20 protein-coding genes are annotated in these 16,057 nt (G+C 71.3%); 13 read left to right on the top strand and 7 right to left on the bottom strand.

All coding sequences use genetic code 11. The features are described 5' to 3' along the window. Positions 1-107: 107 nt before the first annotated feature. The 4 genes from ctaD (at position 108) to QQ657_RS51285 (ending at position 4,439) form a co-directional block, all read left to right on the top strand. A complete protein-coding gene (ctaD, locus tag QQ657_RS51300) occupies positions 108-1,898 on the top strand; it encodes an aa3-type cytochrome oxidase subunit I (protein ID WP_284749756.1) in 1,791 nt (596 codons plus the stop codon). A 117-nt stretch (positions 1,899-2,015) separates the two neighbouring features. Next, a complete protein-coding gene (gene serB / locus QQ657_RS51295) occupies positions 2,016-3,245 on the top strand; it encodes a phosphoserine phosphatase SerB (protein ID WP_284749755.1) in 1,230 nt (409 codons plus the stop codon). After that, positions 3,242-4,021 carry a peptidyl-tRNA hydrolase gene (locus tag QQ657_RS51290; RefSeq protein ID WP_284749754.1) on the top strand — a complete coding sequence of 260 codons (780 nt, stop codon included), beginning with the start codon at positions 3,242-3,244 and terminating at the stop codon, positions 4,019-4,021. Before serB ends, QQ657_RS51290 begins: the two co-directional genes overlap by 4 nt. A gap of 16 nt (positions 4,022-4,037) precedes the next feature. Further along, on the top strand, positions 4,038-4,439 hold the full coding sequence (locus QQ657_RS51285) for an OsmC family protein (protein ID WP_284749753.1): 402 nt from the start codon (positions 4,038-4,040) through the stop codon (positions 4,437-4,439). A gap of 241 nt (positions 4,440-4,680) precedes the next feature. Here QQ657_RS51285 and QQ657_RS51280 read toward each other — a convergent pair whose 3' ends face one another. From QQ657_RS51280 to QQ657_RS51270, 3 genes are all read right to left on the bottom strand, one after another. After that, complete coding sequence (locus QQ657_RS51280) at positions 4,681-5,022, bottom strand: hypothetical protein (RefSeq protein ID WP_284749752.1); 342 nt, start codon at positions 5,020-5,022, stop codon at positions 4,681-4,683. A 60-nt stretch (positions 5,023-5,082) separates the two neighbouring features. Then, complete coding sequence (locus QQ657_RS51275; protein ID WP_284749751.1) at positions 5,083-7,134, bottom strand: ATP-dependent DNA helicase; 2,052 nt, start codon at positions 7,132-7,134, stop codon at positions 5,083-5,085. A 122-nt stretch (positions 7,135-7,256) separates the two neighbouring features. Beyond that, positions 7,257-7,844 carry a biotin transporter BioY gene (locus tag QQ657_RS51270; protein ID WP_284749750.1) on the bottom strand — a complete coding sequence of 196 codons (588 nt, stop codon included), beginning with the start codon at positions 7,842-7,844 and terminating at the stop codon, positions 7,257-7,259. A gap of 207 nt (positions 7,845-8,051) precedes the next feature. On the opposite strand from QQ657_RS51270, the gene QQ657_RS51265 reads away from it, so the two are divergent. Continuing rightward, complete coding sequence (locus tag QQ657_RS51265; RefSeq protein WP_350310771.1) at positions 8,052-8,669, top strand: choice-of-anchor P family protein; 618 nt, start codon at positions 8,052-8,054, stop codon at positions 8,667-8,669. Here the strand turns inward: QQ657_RS51265 and QQ657_RS51260 are convergent, their stop codons facing one another. Genes QQ657_RS51260 through QQ657_RS51250 form a run of 3 tightly spaced genes read right to left on the bottom strand, consistent with a single transcriptional unit; the run spans position 8,670 to position 11,205 of the window. Then, on the bottom strand, positions 8,670-9,314 hold the full coding sequence (locus QQ657_RS51260; protein WP_284749748.1) for a bifunctional 4-hydroxy-2-oxoglutarate aldolase/2-dehydro-3-deoxy-phosphogluconate aldolase: 645 nt from the start codon (positions 9,312-9,314) through the stop codon (positions 8,670-8,672). Beyond that, positions 9,311-9,889, bottom strand: a complete 579-nt coding sequence (locus QQ657_RS51255; protein WP_284749747.1) for an isochorismatase family protein — start codon at positions 9,887-9,889, stop codon at positions 9,311-9,313. The genes QQ657_RS51260 and QQ657_RS51255 overlap by 4 nt, the downstream gene beginning before the upstream one ends. A gap of 14 nt (positions 9,890-9,903) precedes the next feature. Beyond that, positions 9,904-11,205 carry a nicotinate phosphoribosyltransferase gene (locus QQ657_RS51250; RefSeq protein WP_284749746.1) on the bottom strand — a complete coding sequence of 434 codons (1,302 nt, stop codon included), beginning with the start codon at positions 11,203-11,205 and terminating at the stop codon, positions 9,904-9,906. A gap of 74 nt (positions 11,206-11,279) precedes the next feature. Between QQ657_RS51250 and clpS the strand changes: the two genes are divergently transcribed. The 5 genes from clpS to QQ657_RS51225 are packed head-to-tail and all read left to right on the top strand — an operon-like array spanning position 11,280 to position 13,881. After that, positions 11,280-11,579 carry an ATP-dependent Clp protease adapter ClpS gene (gene clpS, locus QQ657_RS51245; protein ID WP_284749745.1) on the top strand — a complete coding sequence of 100 codons (300 nt, stop codon included), beginning with the start codon at positions 11,280-11,282 and terminating at the stop codon, positions 11,577-11,579. Then, entirely contained in the window at positions 11,576-12,133 is a 558-nt protein-coding gene (locus tag QQ657_RS51240; RefSeq protein ID WP_284749744.1) for a DUF2017 domain-containing protein, read from the top strand. Before clpS ends, QQ657_RS51240 begins: the two co-directional genes overlap by 4 nt. Next, positions 12,130-13,110 (top strand): P1 family peptidase, encoded by a 981-nt coding sequence (locus QQ657_RS51235; RefSeq protein ID WP_284749743.1) that lies wholly within the window; start codon positions 12,130-12,132, stop codon positions 13,108-13,110. The genes QQ657_RS51240 and QQ657_RS51235 overlap by 4 nt, the downstream gene beginning before the upstream one ends. A 31-nt stretch (positions 13,111-13,141) precedes the next feature. Beyond that, positions 13,142-13,387 (top strand): ATP-dependent Clp protease adaptor ClpS, encoded by a 246-nt coding sequence (locus QQ657_RS51230; protein ID WP_284749742.1) that lies wholly within the window; start codon positions 13,142-13,144, stop codon positions 13,385-13,387. After that, positions 13,384-13,881: a hypothetical protein gene (locus tag QQ657_RS51225; RefSeq protein ID WP_284749741.1), complete on the top strand. Its 498-nt coding sequence runs from the start codon at positions 13,384-13,386 to the stop codon at positions 13,879-13,881. Before QQ657_RS51230 ends, QQ657_RS51225 begins: the two co-directional genes overlap by 4 nt. Positions 13,882-13,892: 11 nt before the next feature. On the opposite strand, the gene QQ657_RS51220 is transcribed toward QQ657_RS51225, so the two are convergent. Next, on the bottom strand, positions 13,893-14,273 hold the full coding sequence (locus QQ657_RS51220) for a hypothetical protein (RefSeq protein WP_284749740.1): 381 nt from the start codon (positions 14,271-14,273) through the stop codon (positions 13,893-13,895). A gap of 73 nt (positions 14,274-14,346) precedes the next feature. Between QQ657_RS51220 and QQ657_RS51215 the strand changes: the two genes are divergently transcribed. The 3 genes from QQ657_RS51215 (at position 14,347) to QQ657_RS51205 (ending at position 16,057) form a co-directional block, all read left to right on the top strand. Beyond that, on the top strand, positions 14,347-14,763 hold the full coding sequence (locus QQ657_RS51215) for a M67 family metallopeptidase (RefSeq protein WP_434056863.1): 417 nt from the start codon (positions 14,347-14,349) through the stop codon (positions 14,761-14,763). A gap of 67 nt (positions 14,764-14,830) precedes the next feature. Next, positions 14,831-15,103, top strand: coding sequence for a MoaD/ThiS family protein (locus QQ657_RS51210; RefSeq protein WP_284749738.1), 273 nt, complete (start codon positions 14,831-14,833; stop codon positions 15,101-15,103). A 3-nt stretch (positions 15,104-15,106) separates the two neighbouring features. Then, a complete protein-coding gene (locus QQ657_RS51205; protein ID WP_284749737.1) occupies positions 15,107-16,057 on the top strand; it encodes a PLP-dependent cysteine synthase family protein in 951 nt (316 codons plus the stop codon).

Below are 16,057 nucleotides of genomic sequence, written 5' to 3'. Positions count from 1 at the left end.
ACTGTCGGTAGCGAGGGCTACGATCCCCTTGACCGCCGGAACCGGGCCTCGCCCGCGCCCGGCGGCCGGACGATGACCACCACAAGGTTCAAGTGTTGGAGGCAGGAGTGACGGCCGTAGCCCCCAAGCCGATCGCGACGCGCCCGTACCCCGCGCACGAGTCGGTCAAGGGTTCGTACCTGCTGCGGTTGTTCCGCACGACGGACCACAAGCAGATCGGGATCATGTACCTGGTCACGTCGTTCGCCTTCTTCATGGCGGGCGGCGCGATGGCCATGCTGATCCGTACCGAGCTGGCGCGGCCCGGGCAGCAGTTCCTTTCGCAGGAGCAGTACAACCAGCTGTTCACCATGCACGGCACGGTGATGCTGCTGCTGTACGCGACCCCGATCCTCTTCGGCTTCGCGAACTTCGTGCTCCCGCTGCAGATCGGCTCGCCGGACGTCGCGTTCCCGCGGCTGAACGCGTTCTCGTACTGGCTGTACCTCTTCGGCGGCCTGATCGTGCTGTCGGGCTTCCTGACGCCGGGTGGCGCCGCCGACTTCGGCTGGTTCGCCTACACCCCGCTGTCGGACGCGATCCACTCGCCGGGCGTCGGTGCGGACCTGTGGATCTCCGGCCTGGTGGTCTCCGGTCTCGGCACCATCCTCGGCGCGGTCAACATGGTCACCACCGTGGTCTGCCTGCGCGCGCCGGGCATGACGATGTACCGGATGCCGATCTTCACCTGGAACATCCTGGTGACGTCGATCCTGATCCTGCTCGCCTTCCCGATCCTGACCGCGGCCCTGATGGGCCTGCTGGCGGACCGGCATCTGGGCGCGCACGTGTTCGACCCCGAAAACGGCGGGGTGATCCTCTGGCAGCACCTCTTCTGGTTCTTCGGCCATCCAGAGGTCTACATCGTCGCGCTACCGTTCTTCGGTATCGTGTCGGAGATCTTCCCGGTGTTCAGCCGCAAGCCCATGTTCGGCTACAAGAGCCTGGTCTGGGCGACGCTGGCCATCGCGGCGCTGTCGGTCGCGGTGTGGGCGCACCACATGTACGCCACCGGCGCCGTGCTGCTGCCGTTCTTCTCCTTCATGACGTTCCTGATCGCGGTCCCGACCGGCGTGAAGTTCTTCAACTGGATCGGCACGATGTGGAAGGGCCAGCTGTCCTTCGAGACGCCGATGATCTTCTCGATGGGCTTCATCGTCACGTTCCTCTTCGGCGGCCTGACCGGCATCATGCTGGCCGCGCCGGCGATCGACTTCCACGTGTCGGACAGCTACTTCGTCGTCGCGCACTTCCACTACGTGCTCTACGGCACGATCGTGTTCGCCACCTTCGCCGGCATCTACTTCTGGTTCCCGAAGATCACCGGCCGGATGATGGACGAGAAGCTCGGCAAGTGGCACTTCTGGACCACGTTCATCGGCTTCCACGGCACGTTCCTCGTCCAGCACTGGCTGGGCGCCGAGGGCATGCCGCGGCGGTACGCGGACTACCTGACCAGTGACGGCTTCACGACGCTGAACACGATCTCGACGATCGGCGCGTACATCCTCGGTGCCTCGACGCTGCCGTTCATCTGGAACGTCTTCAAGAGCTACCGGTACGGCGAGATCGTCACGGTGGACGACCCGTGGGGCTACGGCAACTCGCTCGAGTGGGCGACGTCCTGCCCGCCGCCGCGGCACAACTTCACCGAGCTGCCCCGGATCCGTTCCGAGCGGCCGGCCTTCGAGCTGCACTACCCGCACATGATCGAGCGCCTCCACAAGGAGGGCGAGATCGGCTTCTTCGGGAAGCAGAAGGTCATCAGCCACGCGGCCCCGTCGCAGGTGCTCACCGAAGCGGTGATTCCGGGAGACCACTCCAAGGACAACGCGAGCGAGCAGGGCGACGACAAGTAGGACACCTGATCGAGTGAGCGCGTGCCCGGCTTTTGTGAAGCCGGGCACGCGCTCTACTTATGTCCGAGGCCGGACCGGCAGACTGATCGTGCAGCGTCGCCGAACGAGGGATGACCAGTGACCCAGACCCCCGTCCTGATCACGACCACGGGCCCCGACAAGCCGGGCGTCTCGTCCGTACTGTTCGCCGTGCTGACCCGGCACGACGTCGACGTGCTCGACGTCGAGCAGGTCGTCATCCGCGGGCAGCTCGTGCTCGGTGTGCTCGCCGGCGTGTACCGCGACCCGGAGGGCCTGCAGGAGTCGGTCGAGCAGGCGATGGCGTCCGTCGGCATGACGGTCGACGTCAAGATCGGGTCGGCGATCGGGGACGACCCGTTCGCGCTCGGCCGCCGCGACTCCACCCACGTGCTGGTGATCCTCGGCCGCCCGGTCACCGCGCGCGGCTTCTCGGAGGTCGCGCGCCGGCTGGCGTCGCTGGGCGCCAACATCGACGCGATCCGCAGCGTCGCCGACTACCCCGTGACCGGGCTGGAGCTGTACGTCTCGGTCGACCAGGACACCCCGGAAGCCGACACGGCCTTGCGCTCGGAGCTCGCCGACGCCGCGGTCGAGGCGGGCGTGGACATCGCGGTCGAACGGGCCGGGATCACGCGCCGGGCGAAGCGGCTGGTCGTCTTCGACGTCGACTCGACGCTCATCCAGGGCGAGGTCATCGAGATGCTGGGCGCGCACGCCGGCGTCGAGCCGGAGATCCGCGAGATCACCGAGGCCGCCATGCGCGGCGAGCTCAACTTCACGCAGTCGCTGGAACGCCGGGTCGCGTTGCTGGCGGGCCTGCCCGCGACGGCGATCGACGAGGTCGCCGCGTCGATCGAGCTGACCCCGGGCGCGCGCACGACGATCCGCACGCTCAAGCGGATGGGTTTCAAGACCGGCGTGGTGTCCGGCGGGTTCACCCAGGTCATCGGCGGCCTGGTGGCGGAGCTCGGCCTCGACTTCGCGGCGGCGAACGAGCTCGAGATCGTCGACGGCAAGCTCACCGGGCGCGTGGTCGGGGACGTCGTGGACCGCGCAGGCAAGGCGAAGGTGCTTCGCCGCGTCGCCGGGGAGTACGACATCCCGCTGGAGCAGTGCGTCGCGGTCGGGGACGGCGCCAACGACATCGACATGCTGTCGGCGGCGGGCATGGGTGTCGCGTTCAACGCCAAGCCCGCGCTGCGCGAGGTGGCCGACACCGCGCTGTCGCACCCGTACCTCGACGCCGTGCTGTTCGTGCTCGGTCTCACCCGCGGCGAGGTCGAGGCGGCCGACGCTGCCGACGGACTCGAGCTGATGCGTCCGTGAGCAGCATTCTCGACCCCCTGGGCGCCCGCTACGCCTACTGGCTGGGGCTTCCGGCCGAAGACACATCGGACACTTCCGACGAGCTCCCGGAGGAAGTCCGGGCGATGCCGGTGATCCTGCGCATCGAGCGGGCCGAGCCGCCGGGCCGCACGCCGCTGCTGGAGGCCGCGGCGGCCGCCGCGCTGGCCGTCTGCCTCGACGAGCGCGCCGAGCCCGGCGGCGAGTGGGCCGAGCCGATGCACGCCTGGCTCGACAATCGGATCCGCAAGGTGGCGCGGCGGGCGCGGGGCGCGCACTGGGCGGCCGTGCAGGACCTGCCGGGCATCACGGTCGAGATCGACGGCGCCGAGGCGCGGGCCCTCGTGCCCGGACTGGTCGCCGAGGCGCCCAAGGAGGTCTCGCGGCTGCAGATCTCAGGGAGCGAGCTGCCGCCCGACGAGCCCGGGCCGCCGCCCGCCGGTGTCCCGCTGCTCCTGCTCAACCCGCACGCGCCGATGACCGTCGGCAAGGCCGCCGCGCAGGTCGGGCACGCCACGATGATCCTCGCGGCGCTGCTGGACGACGTCGCGCTGGCCGGCTGGGCCGCGCAGGGCTACCGGACCGCCGTGCGCACGGCGAGTGTCGCGCGCTGGAAGGAACTGCACCCCGGGGACGACCCCGAGGGAGCGTGGCGGCGCGATCGCGTCGTGGCCGTCCGGGACGCCGGGTTCACCGAGGTCGATCCGGGCACCATCACGGTTCTCGCCCAGTGGGCGCCGGAACAAGCGGTTTCCTGACCGGGTTGGAGCGGGCATGGGACTCGAAGTACAGCGCGACGGCCAGCATTCCTTCGTCGGCCGCAACGACCGGGGCGCTTCGGTGCGGCTGGGTCGCACTGGTGCGGAAGGGGCGTTCTCGCCCGCGGAACTGCTGCAGATCGCGGCCGCGGGCTGCAGCGCGGTGACCGCCGAAGAGCTGATCACGCGGCGGGTGGGCGAAGACGCGAAGTTCCGCGTGACCGTCAGCGCCGACCGGCGTGAGGGGGCCTCGGAACTGGACGCCGTGCACGTCGCATTCGATGTCGACGTGTCGACTTTGGCGGGGGATCAGCGCGAGGCGCTGGCCGGTGCCGTGGACCGCGCGATCGAGCGGCTCTGCACGGTGAGCCGGACGCTCAAGAAGGGGATTCCGGTGACCGAGGAGTTCCCGGCTTAGGGTCGGGCGCCACCGGGACCAGGGTGTCCCACTCCTCGGCGAGCTTGCGCTGGTTCTGCTCGTCGAGGAAGGGGAGCACCACGTGGCACGACCGGCACGCCCGGCCGTACTCGGCGACGATGACGGGCCGGGATTCGAGGAAACCCGGACGCTTGAAGGCGAGCCGCAGCCAGCGCTGTCGGCCGAGAGGTCCGCGAGCGGGCTCAAGCTGTCTTCCGCGCCGCAGACCGGGCAGCGCACGTCAGTTCTCGCTGGATTCCCAGACGACGTAGGCCTGGTCCGCGTCGGTCGTCATGGCCTCGATGAACTTCTCGTTGTCGAAGCCCGGCAACGACTGCAGCCGCTCGATCAGCGCGTCGGCCGCCGGGTCGCCGCTCGGGACCGCCGTGCCTTTGCCGTTGGTGTCCACCAGCATGAAGAAGACGTCTTCGTTCCACGGGCCGTCGGGGATCACGCGGACCATCACCGACGACAGGCTGGCCCACGTGACAGCTTCTTCGCTGCCGTCCGCGAGCCGCCGCCGTACGCCGGTGTCGTCGACACTGACGGTCCGGGACTGTGCGCTGGACGAATCCTGGGTCAACCGGTGCTCCCTATTGTTGCTTGGGTTGCTTCACCGTACCGGTCGGTGTTGTGGACCGCGTCACGCGGGCGCGGCAGCGTCCAGCCGGCGCAACGCGTCGCGGGCCACCTTCGGGTCCATCGTGGGCCAGAACGGCGGCAGCGAGGCACGGAGGAATCCGCCGTAGCGGGCGTTCGCCAGCCGCGAATCCAGCACCGCGACCACCCCGCGGTCGGTGACCGACCGGTGCAGCCGACCGGTGCCCTGCGCCAGCAGCAGCGCCGCGTGCGTGGCCGCCACGGTGAGGAACCCGTTGCCGCCGCGGGCTTCCACCGCGCGCTGGCGCGCCGAGGAGACCGGGTCGTCCGGGCGCGGGAACGGGATCCGGTCGACCACCACGAGCTGCAGCGACGGCCCGGGGACGTCCACGCCCTGCCACAGGCTCAGCGTGCCGAACAGGCACGTGCGAACGTCTTCGGAGAACTTCTGGACCAGCAGCGACGTCGCGTCTTCGCCCTGGCAGAGGATCGGGAAGTCGAGCCGCCCGCGCATCTCCTCGGCCGCCTGCTTGGCCGCCCGCATCGAGGAGAACAACCCCAGCGTGCGCCCGCCCGCGGCTTCGATCAGCTCGGCCAGTTCGTCCATTGTGGACGACGCGAGGCCGTCGCGCCCCGGCGGCGGCAGGTGCTTGGCCAGGTAGAGGATGCCGTTGCGCTTGTGGTCGAACGGCGAGCCGACGTCCAGGCCCGTCCACTTCGGCCCGGTGTCGGTGTCGGACGGCGCTTCCTTGTCCGTCGCGGCTCCCGGCGCCTTCTCGACGCGGGCCGCGCCCGGCGGGAGCCCCCACTGCCGCGCCATGGTGTCGAACGTGCCGCCCAGGGTCAGCGTCGCCGAGGTGAGGACCGTCGTGTGCAGGTTGAAGACGCGCTCGCGCAGCAATCCGGCGACGCCCAGCGGCGCCACCTTCAGCGCCGGCGGCCGCGGGTTCGACGAGTACTTGTCGCCGGAGAGCCAGACGACGTCGCGCTGGTGCGCCTGGTCGTCGTCGAACGCCTCCAGCAGCCGGACCGCGGTGTCGTGCACCTCGTCGAGCAGCGAGCGCGCCAGCTTGCGCGCGGTGGCCCCTTCGACGTCCTCCTTGCGATCCGAGCCCAGCGAGGTGATGCACCGGTGCGCGGCGTCCCGGATCGCCGGGATCGCGCCCCGCAGCGGCTGGGGCAGCTCGTCCAGCCGGCCCGCGGGCAGGTCGTCGACGATCAGCGCCAGCCCGTCACCCGCCTCCAGGAGGCCGTCGGCGACGTCGGCGTCGATCAGCTTGCCGCAGCGGCGCGCGGCCGACGCGCACATCGCGCTGGTGAGCTCGCCGGTGGCGACGGACGTGACGCGGTCGACGAGGTCGTGCGCCTCGTCGATGATCACCACGTCGTGGTCCGGCAGGACCTGGTAGCCCTGCAGGGCGTCGATCGCCAGCAGCGCGTGGTTGGTCACGATGACGTCGGCGCGGCCGGCCTCGGCACGGGCCTTCTCGGCGAAGCAGTCCGTGCCGATCGGACAGCGGGACGCGCCGAGACATTCCTTCGCCGTCACGGACACCTGGCGCCACGCCTGGTCGGTGACGCCGGGGACGAGCTCGTCGCGGTCGCCGGTTTCGGTGTCCGACGCCCACTCCCGCAGCCGCGTGACCTCCTTGCCGAGGCGCGACACCGCGAACGGGTCGAAGAGCTGGGCGTCCTCCGGCTCGTCCGGTGCGCCGGCGTCCAGGCGGTGCAGGCACATGTAGTTGCGGCGGCCCTTGAGGATCGCGAAGGTCGGTTCGCGGCCGAGGGGCTTCTTCAGCGCCTTCGCCAGGCGCGGGAGGTCGCGGTCGACGAGCTGGCGCTGCAACGCGATCGTCGCCGTCGAAACCACGACGGTGGCTTCCTTCTCGACGGCGTGGCGGATCGCGGGAACCAGGTAGGCCAAGGACTTGCCGGTGCCGGTGCCGGCCTGCACGGCCAGGTGCTCGCCGGTGCGGATGGCGCGGCCGACGGCATCCGCCATCTCGACCTGCCCGGGCCGTTCGGCACCGCCTACGGACTCCACCGCGTGGGTGAGGAGTTCGAGGACGCCGGGGAAGTCAGTTCGAGCGGGCACAGCGACACATTAGCCGCCACCGCCGACAGGATCGGTGATCCGTCGCGAACGGGCCACTCGCGCCCTGTCGCGGGAACGCCGAAGGGGACCTCACGAGCGCGAGGTCCCCTTCGGCGGGCAAGTCAGTCCTCGGTGCGGCCCGAGACGAGCTTCCAGGTCAGCGGCAGCAGGCCGGCGGCCACGACGATCTTGATCGCGTCGCCGATCAGGAACGGTGTCACGCCCTTGGCGAACGCCGTCGACAGGTCGAACCCGGTCGAGGCCATCAGCCACGGCACGCCGAACGCGTAGATCACGAGGTTGCCGAGCACCATGGTGCCCGCGGTGCGCACCGGCGTCCGGTCGCCGCCGCGGCGGGCGAGCGCGCCCACGAGCGCGCCGGCGAAGACGAACCCGACGATGTAGCCGGCGCTCGCGCCGGACAGGCCCGCGGTGCCGTGCTGGAACCACGGCACGCCCACGGCACCGACCAGCAGGTACACCAGCATCGACGCGGCACCGCGCGACATGCCGAGCGACGCGCCGACGAGCAGCGCGGCGAACGTCTGGCCGGTCATCGGCACCGGGCTGCCCGGCACCGGGATGGTCAGCTGCGCGGCGGCGCCGGTGAGCACGGCACCGCCGGCGACCAGCGCGATGTCCCGGACGAGGGAACCGGGCACGAGGTCGGCCAGCACGGGCCGCTTGCCGGCGAAGGACAGCGAAGACACAGAACCTCCCTGGGTGAGCAGACAACCGAGGTTAACGCTCGTTACCCAGGGAAAACCCCGGAAGTTGCGTTCCTCACCGGCCACCCGTCCGGGTGGACCCGATCAGGGGTGTCCGCGTGCCTGCCGATGACGAAAGGGGTAACTACGAACTGTCACGACGACCGTGGAGGCCGCTGCATGCGAAACGCCGGGAAGAGGACGATCCGGTTGCTGGCGGTGACGCTGCTGACCGCGCCCCTCCTGGCCGCCGCGGCCCCCGGGACGTCCACCGGATGGGCGTCCGCGGGCTCGCTGGACGTGACGATCGACAACGAGCACGTCGTCACCGGTGACCTGGCGAAATGCACTGCCGACGGCCCGTTGAGCGCGCGCACGCAAGGCGGCGTGACGGGCGATGTCGCGACGTTCGGCACCGGGGAGAGCGGCTGCGGGCGCACGGGGGACGTGGCGATCGCGCAGGCGTCCGGGCACCGGTTCGAAGCCGCCGTGCTCAAGCGCTACGGCGGCCCGGTGATCACCGTCCGCACCTACTCGGCGAAGTGCGCCACGACGGCGACCGGCAGCGGCGGCGAGGTCTCGATCGGCGCGGTCGACGGGATCACCGTGCCCGCGGAGATCCCGCCGAACCACCGGATCGTCATCCCGGGCGGGCCGGCGGGCACGGCGCTGGCGACGGTGATCCTCAACGAGACCGTGACGCCCCAGCCGCCGGACGGCAGCCTCGTGACGCACGCGCTGCACATCAAGCTGTTCCCGCAGGGCGGCCCGGCGAGCGGGGACATCTACCTGGGCACGGCCGCCTGCGACCCCTTCGGCAAGAAGTAGCTACACAGTCGTGAAGCGGCTGGCCGCCGCGACGAACTCGCCGGCCCGCGTCGCCAGGTCCGGCAGGCTTCCGCTCGGCGAGAGCGCGTCGCCCAGCAACGGCGTCGCCGCGGCCACCGCGATCGCGCCCGCGCGCAGGTAGCCCTCGACGTCGGCCAGGTGGACGCCGCCGGTCGGGACCAGCGGGACGTCCGGCAGCGGGGCCCGGATCGCACGCAGGTAGGCGACCCCGCCCACCGCCGCGATCGGGAACACCTTCACCGCGGCCGCGCCGAGGCGCCGGGCCTGGTCGATCTCCGTCGGCGTCAGCGCACCGCAGACCACCGGGGTCTCCAGCTCCGCGGCGCGTTCCAGGACCGCCGGGTTCACCGTCGGCGTGATCAGGTACGCCGCGCCCGCGTCGACCGCGATGTCCACATCGGACGGTTCGCGGACGCTGCCCGCGCCGATCAGCGCGTCCGCGCCGAGCGCCAGGCGCAGCGCGGTGATCGCGGCGGGCGCGCCCGGGGTCGTCAGCGTCGCTTCGAGCAGGCAGATGCCCGCCGCGTGCAGCACCATCGCCGCGTCGGCGAACCGCGACGCGTCGGCCGCGCGCAGGATCGCGACGAGCCGGTGTTCCGCCAGCGAGGCTTGCAGGTCCTTCACGCGGCCGGTCCGACGAACGCCGTGCCGGTGTGGGTGACTCCCGCCTTGCCGAAGTCCTCGAGCGTCGCGTCCACCGTCGGCTGCGAGCCGCCGACGGTCAGGTCCAGCAGCACCCGCACGCCGAAGCCCGCCTTCGCCGCGTCGAGGGCCGTCGCGCGGACGCAGAAGTCCGTCGCGATGCCGACGACGTCGACGTCGGTGACGTCGTGCTCGCGCAGCCACGTCTCCAGGGACTTCCCGTCGCGGGCCGCGCCTTCGAAGCCGGAGTACGCGGCGCTGTATTCGCCCTTGGAGAACACCTCGCCGATCGGGACGACGTCGAGCGCGGGGTGGAACGACGCTCCCGGCGTACCGGCGACGCAGTGCACCGGCCAGCTGTCCTTGAAGTCGGGCGTCTCGCTGAAGTGGTCACCCGGGTCGATGTGGTTGTCGCGGGTGGCCACGACGTGGCTGTACCCGCCTTCGACGGCCTGCTTCGAGATGGCGGCGGCCGCGGCGGCCCCGCCCGGCAGGCCGAGCGAACCCCCTTCGCAGAAGTCGTTCTGCACGTCCACCACGATCAGCGCGGTTCCCATGGCCGGACTCCGTTTCAGAGGAAGATCGTCGGGATGGCGGGCTCGCCGTGCGAGAGCTTGAGGCCCTCCCACGGCAGGCTCACGAGGCCGCGGCGCAACCGCTGCCTCGCGTCGTCGAGCGTAGGCAGGTCCGCCTCCGCGCGGCCAGCGCGGATCAGCGGGATCTGCAGCGGCCGGTCGTTCGCGTCCGGCGTGGGCGCGCCGGACGCCGTCGTCCAGACGACCTCTTCGACGGCCGTGCCGGTGCCGCGGTAGCGCCGCAGCGCGGACTTGCGCCCGCCGCGGGACTCCTTGTGGGCGCTGCGCTTCGCGACCGGCTTGCCGTCCACCTCGACCAGCTTGTAGACCATCCCGGCGGTCGGCGCGCCGGACCCGGTGACCACCGAGGTGCCGACGCCGTACGCGTCCACGGGCTCCGCGCGCAGCGCCGCGATGGCGTGCTCGTCGAGGTCGCCGGAAACGACGATCCGGGTGTCCTTCGCACCGAGGGAGTCCAGCTGCTCGCGGGCGCGGCGGGCGAGCGGGCCGACGTCGCCCGAGTCGATCCGGATCGCGCCGAGCTCCGGCCCAGCGACGCGGACCGCGGTCTCGATGCCGGCGGTGATGTCGTAGGTGTCGACTAGCAGCGTCGTGTCCGCGCCCATCTTCTCGACCTGCGCGCGGAACGCCGCTTCTTCGCTGTCGTGCAGCAGCATGAAAGCGTGCGCGACGGTGCCGCGCGTCGGGATCCCGTAGCGGCGGCCTGCCTCGAGGTTGGACGTCGTCGCGAAGCCGGCCAGGTAGGCGGCGCGCGCGGCCGCGACCGCGGCGTACTCGTGCGTGCGGCGCCCGCCCATCTCGATGATCGGGCGGCCGTGCGCGGCCCCGGACATCCGGGCCGCCGCGGACGCGATCGCGCTGTCGTGGTTGAGGATCGACAGCACCAGCGTCTCGAGCAGCACGCACTCGGCGAACGAGCCGGTGACGGTGAGCAACGGCGAACCCGGGAAGTACAGCTCGCCTTCGGAGTAGCCGTCGACGTCACCCGAGAACTCGTAGTCCGCGAGCCAGGACAGCGTCGCGTCGTCGACGACGGCGGTGGCTTCCAGCTGCGCCAGTTCGGCTTCGGTGAAGCGGAAGTCCGCGATCGCGTCCAGGACGCGGGCGGTACCTGCGACGACGCCGTAGCGGCGCCCGTCCGGCAGGCGCCGGGCGAACACCTCGAACACACAGGGCCGCGCGTGCGTCCCGTCGGCGAGCGCGCTGCCCAGCATGGTCAGCTCGTAGTGGTCGGTGAGCAGCGCAGTGCTGGTCGTGGCCGGCTCCGGTGAACCCATGGGGTCAGCCTATTCACCCACATGGCCGGACCTGGCGCGGCGTACCCTGTCGCCCCCGTGACACCATGGGGTGCATGTCCATGCCTGTCGCAGCCGAGCAGACGCAGGTCGAGCCGGCCGGTGCCGAGGTCGCCGAGTCGGACACACCCTGGCGGACCGTGGTGTGGAACGACCCGGTCAACCTGATGTCGTACGTGACGTACGTCTTCCAGAAGCTGTTCGGGTACGGGCGCGACCACGCCACCAAGCTCATGCTGGACGTGCACCACAAGGGCAAGGCGATCGTCTCGTCCGGCTCCAAGGAGAAGGTGGAGACCGACGTGGCGAAGCTCCACGCGGCAGGCCTGTGGGCGACGATGGAGCAGACCTCGTGAACGGCTGGCGGCGCAAGGGCGCGGTGATCCACGCAGGCTTCGAGCAGCAGGAAGCCGCGGTGCTGCGCGGGCTGGTCAGCCAGCTCGAGGACATGCTCACCGCGCGCGCCGAGGAGGCGCCGCAGGACGAGCTCGCCGAACTGACCGGCATCCGGATCGGGCCGACGGAGTCCCCGGACGACCCGGTGCTTTCGCGGCTGCTCCCGGACTTCCACCGGCTCGACCCGGACAACCCGACCAGCGAGGACCTCGACTCCGCCGCGGCGATGCGGTCGCTGCACGAGCCGGAGCTGCTGGACATCAAGGTCGGCGTGGCCAAGATCGTGCTGGACACGCTGCCCCGCGACGGCGGCCACGTCCGGCTGACCGAGGAGCAGGCCGACGCCTGGCTGGGTGCGCTCAACGACGTCCGGCTGGCGCTCGGCACCGCGCTCGACGTCACCGACGACATGCCCGACGAGCTGCCCGAGGACGACCCGCGGGCGCCGCACCTGGGCGTCTACCACTGGCTGACCTGGGTGCAGGAGACGCTGATCCAGGCGCTCACCGGATGATCACCGACGTGCCGGGTGTCCTGGTCGGGCACCACGAGCGGGTCGGCGACGGCTGGGCGACCGGGACGACGGTGGTCCTCGTGCCCGACGGCGCGGTCGGTGCCGTCGACCAGCGCGGCGGCGCGCCCGGCACGCGGGAGACGAACCTGCTGGAGCCGGAGAACCTGGTGCAGCGAGTGAACGCGATCTGCCTGTCCGGCGGGAGCGCGTACGGGCTGGCCGCGGCCGACGGCGTCATGCGGTGGCTCGCCGAGCGGAACCTGGGTTTCCCGGTGGGCATGCAGCCACACGAGGTCGTGCCGATCGTGCCCGCGGCGGTGCTGTTCGACCTGCCGCGCAGCGAGTGGGGCAACCGGCCCGACGCGTCCTTCGGCTACGCGGCGTGCGAAGCGGCTTCGGAGTCGTTCGCGCAGGGGACGGTCGGCGCGGGCGCGGGGGCGGCCGTCGGGTCGCTCAAAGGCGGAATCGGTTCCGCGAGCGAGGTCGTCGGCGAATACACGGTCGGGGCGCTGGCGGCGGTCAACGCGGCGGGCGAAGCCGTGGATCTCTCCACTGGACGCGCGTACGCGGCCGACCACGGCGACTTCGGCGTCACGTGGCCTTCTCGCGCTGCGTCGCTGCCTTCTCGCGCGACCGACCTGAACACGACGATCGGTGTGGTCGCGGTGGACGCGGCGTTGTCGAAGGCCGAGGCACGGCGGATCGCGGTCGCGGCCCAGGACGGCCTGGCCCGCGCGGTGCGCCCGGCCCACACGATGTTCGACGGCGACACGGTGTTCGCGCTGGCCACCGGAGCGCGTGAGCTGCCGGAGGCGAGCGGCCCGTTCGGCGCGGCGGCGCGCCCGGCGGCGTTGGACGCCCTGTGCTCGGCGGCGGCGCGGGTGTTCGCGCGGGCGATGGTGCACGGCCTGCTGGCGGCGACGACCGCGGGCGGGGTGCCGGCTTACCGGGACGTGTGGCCGGAAGCGTTCGCGTAACGCCAGGCCGCCGCGCGCGGATCATCCTCGCGTGCGGACCGAGGACAAGTGGATCGTCCGGATCCACAACGACAATGTGAACACCTTCCCCGGCGTGACCTTGGTGCTGGAAGAGCTCCTCGGCTGGCCGGTCGACGCCTGCTGGGCGACCGCCGAGCGGATCCACACCACCGGCTCGGCCGAGCTCGAACCCCCGGTGTCCGCACCGGAGGCGGAGAACGTCGTCGCGGCCCTGCAGATCCGCGGCCTCCGCGCGACCCTGCGGCGCGTCGGATGACCGACTTCGTGCACGTCACCGGGGTGGCCGGCCGCGTCCGGCTCCGGCTGGCCCCGAACACGGCCGCGGTGCTGCACCACACGCTGACCGACGTCGCCGCGCGCCTGGCCGGCTCGGACCGGCGGACCGGGATCCCCGACCGCAGGCTGTTCCCCGACGCCTACGACTCCCGGGAACCCAGTGCGGCCTTCCGGGACCGGCACGGTGCCGCGATGCGGGCCGAAGTGGCCGCCACCTTCGCCCGGGTGCTCACGGCCTGGGCCGGGAGGACCGAGCTCGACCTCGACCTCGCGGGCGTCCGCGACCTGCGGCTCGCGCTCGCCCACGCCCAGACGGTCACCCTGCGGCAGACGCGGTGGAAGACGTCGGGCACCGGCCTGTTCGCGACGCGGTGGGGTGCCGAGCGGACCGCCGTCTGGCTGCAGGACCTGGAAAGTCACCTCGCCACGGCCGCGCTGGCCCGCGGCGACGTGCCGGTGTTCCTGGAGCTGTGAGCGGCAGCGCTTCACGCGCCCGGGTAGGGGTCCTCGGGCAGGGCGTCGTCGCCGATCTCCAGGTTGGCGGCGCGCACCGTGCTCACGTACTCCTCGTCGATCTCCATGTCGATCCCCGCGACGGACAGGATCGGGCCCAGCGACGGGTGGATCTCCAGCGGCCCCAGTTCCGTGGTGCGCGGCAGGCGCTCCCAGATCTGCTTCGGGCAGTGCAGGCTCCAGCGGCCGCAGGCCAGCAGCGTCACGTGCCGGTCGGTCACCATGACCAGGAACCCGACCCGCAGGCGCATGCGGTTGACGTAGAGCGACATGCCCGGGATGACGTACTGGATCCGCTCGTCCGTGCCGAGGTACATCCGGCACCGATCGCGTACTTTCGACGACAGCGGCACCGGCTCAGTGTCCCAGGAATGCCTGGTGAGCGGTACATCTCATCATCTGGACAGCTTGTGTCCACCACCTAAGATGTCGGGTGTGCTCCGGATCCGCCGTGAACTCGTCGACGAGATCGTCGCCCATGCCCGCCGTGACCATCCCGACGAGGCGTGCGGCGTCATCGCCGGGCCCGAAGGGTCGGACTCGGCCGAGCGGTTCATCCCCATGCTGAACGCCGCGCGCTCGCCGACGTTCTACGAGTTCGACTCCGGTGACCTGCTGAAGCTCTACCGCGAGATGGCCGCCAACGACGAGGTGCCCGTGGTGATCTACCACTCGCACACCGCGACCGAGGCCTACCCGTCGCGGACCGACGCGAACATCGCGGCCGAGCCGGACGCGCACTACGTGCTCGTCTCCACCCGCGACCCCGAAGTGCACGAGTTCCGGTCGTACCGGATCGTGGACGCCGAGATCACCGAGGAGCCGGTCGAGATCGTCGACTGAGTCCCGTCGGAATAAACCGCCGCGCCACCGGCGTCTGCGTGTAAGAACCCACCGGAGGTAAGAACCCATGGCCGTGACCGTCTCCATCCCGACGATCCTGCGCACCCACACCGGCGGCGAGAAGTCCGTCGAGGCGAAGGGCGCGACCGTCCTCGAGGTCATCGACGACGTCGATTCCCGCCACGCCGGCATCAAGGGCCGCCTGGTGAAGGAGGAGAAGCTGCACCGCTTCATCAACGTCTACGTCAACGACGAGGACGTGCGCTTCGCCGGCGGGCTCGAGGCCGAGGTCAAGGACGGCGACACCCTGACCATCCTCCCCGCCGTGGCCGGTGGCTGATCGATGGCTCGCTTCGAGTCCCTGCTCGACGCGCTCGGCGGCACCCCGCTGGTCGGGCTGCCCCGGCTCTCGCCCACGCACGACGTGCGCCTCTGGGCGAAGCTGGAGGACCGCAACCCGACCGGCTCGATCAAGGACCGCCCCGCGCTGGCCATGATCGAAGCCGCCGAGCGCGAAGGCAAGCTGCGGCGCGGCTCCACGATCCTGGAGCCGACGTCGGGCAACACCGGCATCTCATTGGCCATGGCCGCCAAGCTCAAGGGCTATGGCCTGGTCTGCGTGATGCCGGAGAACACCTCGACCGAGCGCAAGCAGCTGCTGCAGGCCTACGGCGCGCGGATCGTGTTCTCCCCGGCCGCGGGCGGCTCGAACGAAGCCGTCCGGCGGGCGAAGGAGCTGGCCGAGGCGAACCCGGAATGGGTGATGCTCTACCAGTACGGCAACCCGGCCAACGCCGACGCGCACTACCGCGGCACCGGGCCCGAGCTGCTCAAGGACCTGCCGACGCTGACGCACTTCGTCGGCGGCCTCGGCACGACCGGGACGCTGGTGGGCGTCGGCCGGTACCTGCACGAGGCGAAGCCGGACGTCCAGGTCATCGCGGCCGAGCCCCGCTACGGCGAGCTGGTGTACGGCCTGCGCAACCTCGACGAGGGGTTCGTCCCGGAGCTGTACGACCCCAGCGTCCTCAACGGCCGGTTCTCCGTCGGCGCGTACGACGCTCTGCGGCGCACCCGGGAGCTGCTGGAGCACGAAGGCATCTTCGCGGGCATTTCGACGGGCGCGGTCCTGCACGCTGCGCTGGCCGTCGCGGAGAAGGCGGCTGCTCGCGGCGAAACCGCGGACGTGGCGTTCATCGTCGCGGACGCCGGGTGGAAGTACCTCTCGACCGGGGCTTACGCCGGGTCGCTCGACGAGGCCGCCGAGCGGCTCGACGGGCAGCTCTGGGCCTGA

It is taken from the genome of Amycolatopsis ponsaeliensis (genome assembly GCF_030182635.1).
Classification (GTDB): domain Bacteria; phylum Actinomycetota; class Actinomycetes; order Mycobacteriales; family Pseudonocardiaceae; genus Amycolatopsis; species Amycolatopsis ponsaeliensis.
This window is presented reverse-complemented; position numbering and strand designations above follow the sequence as displayed.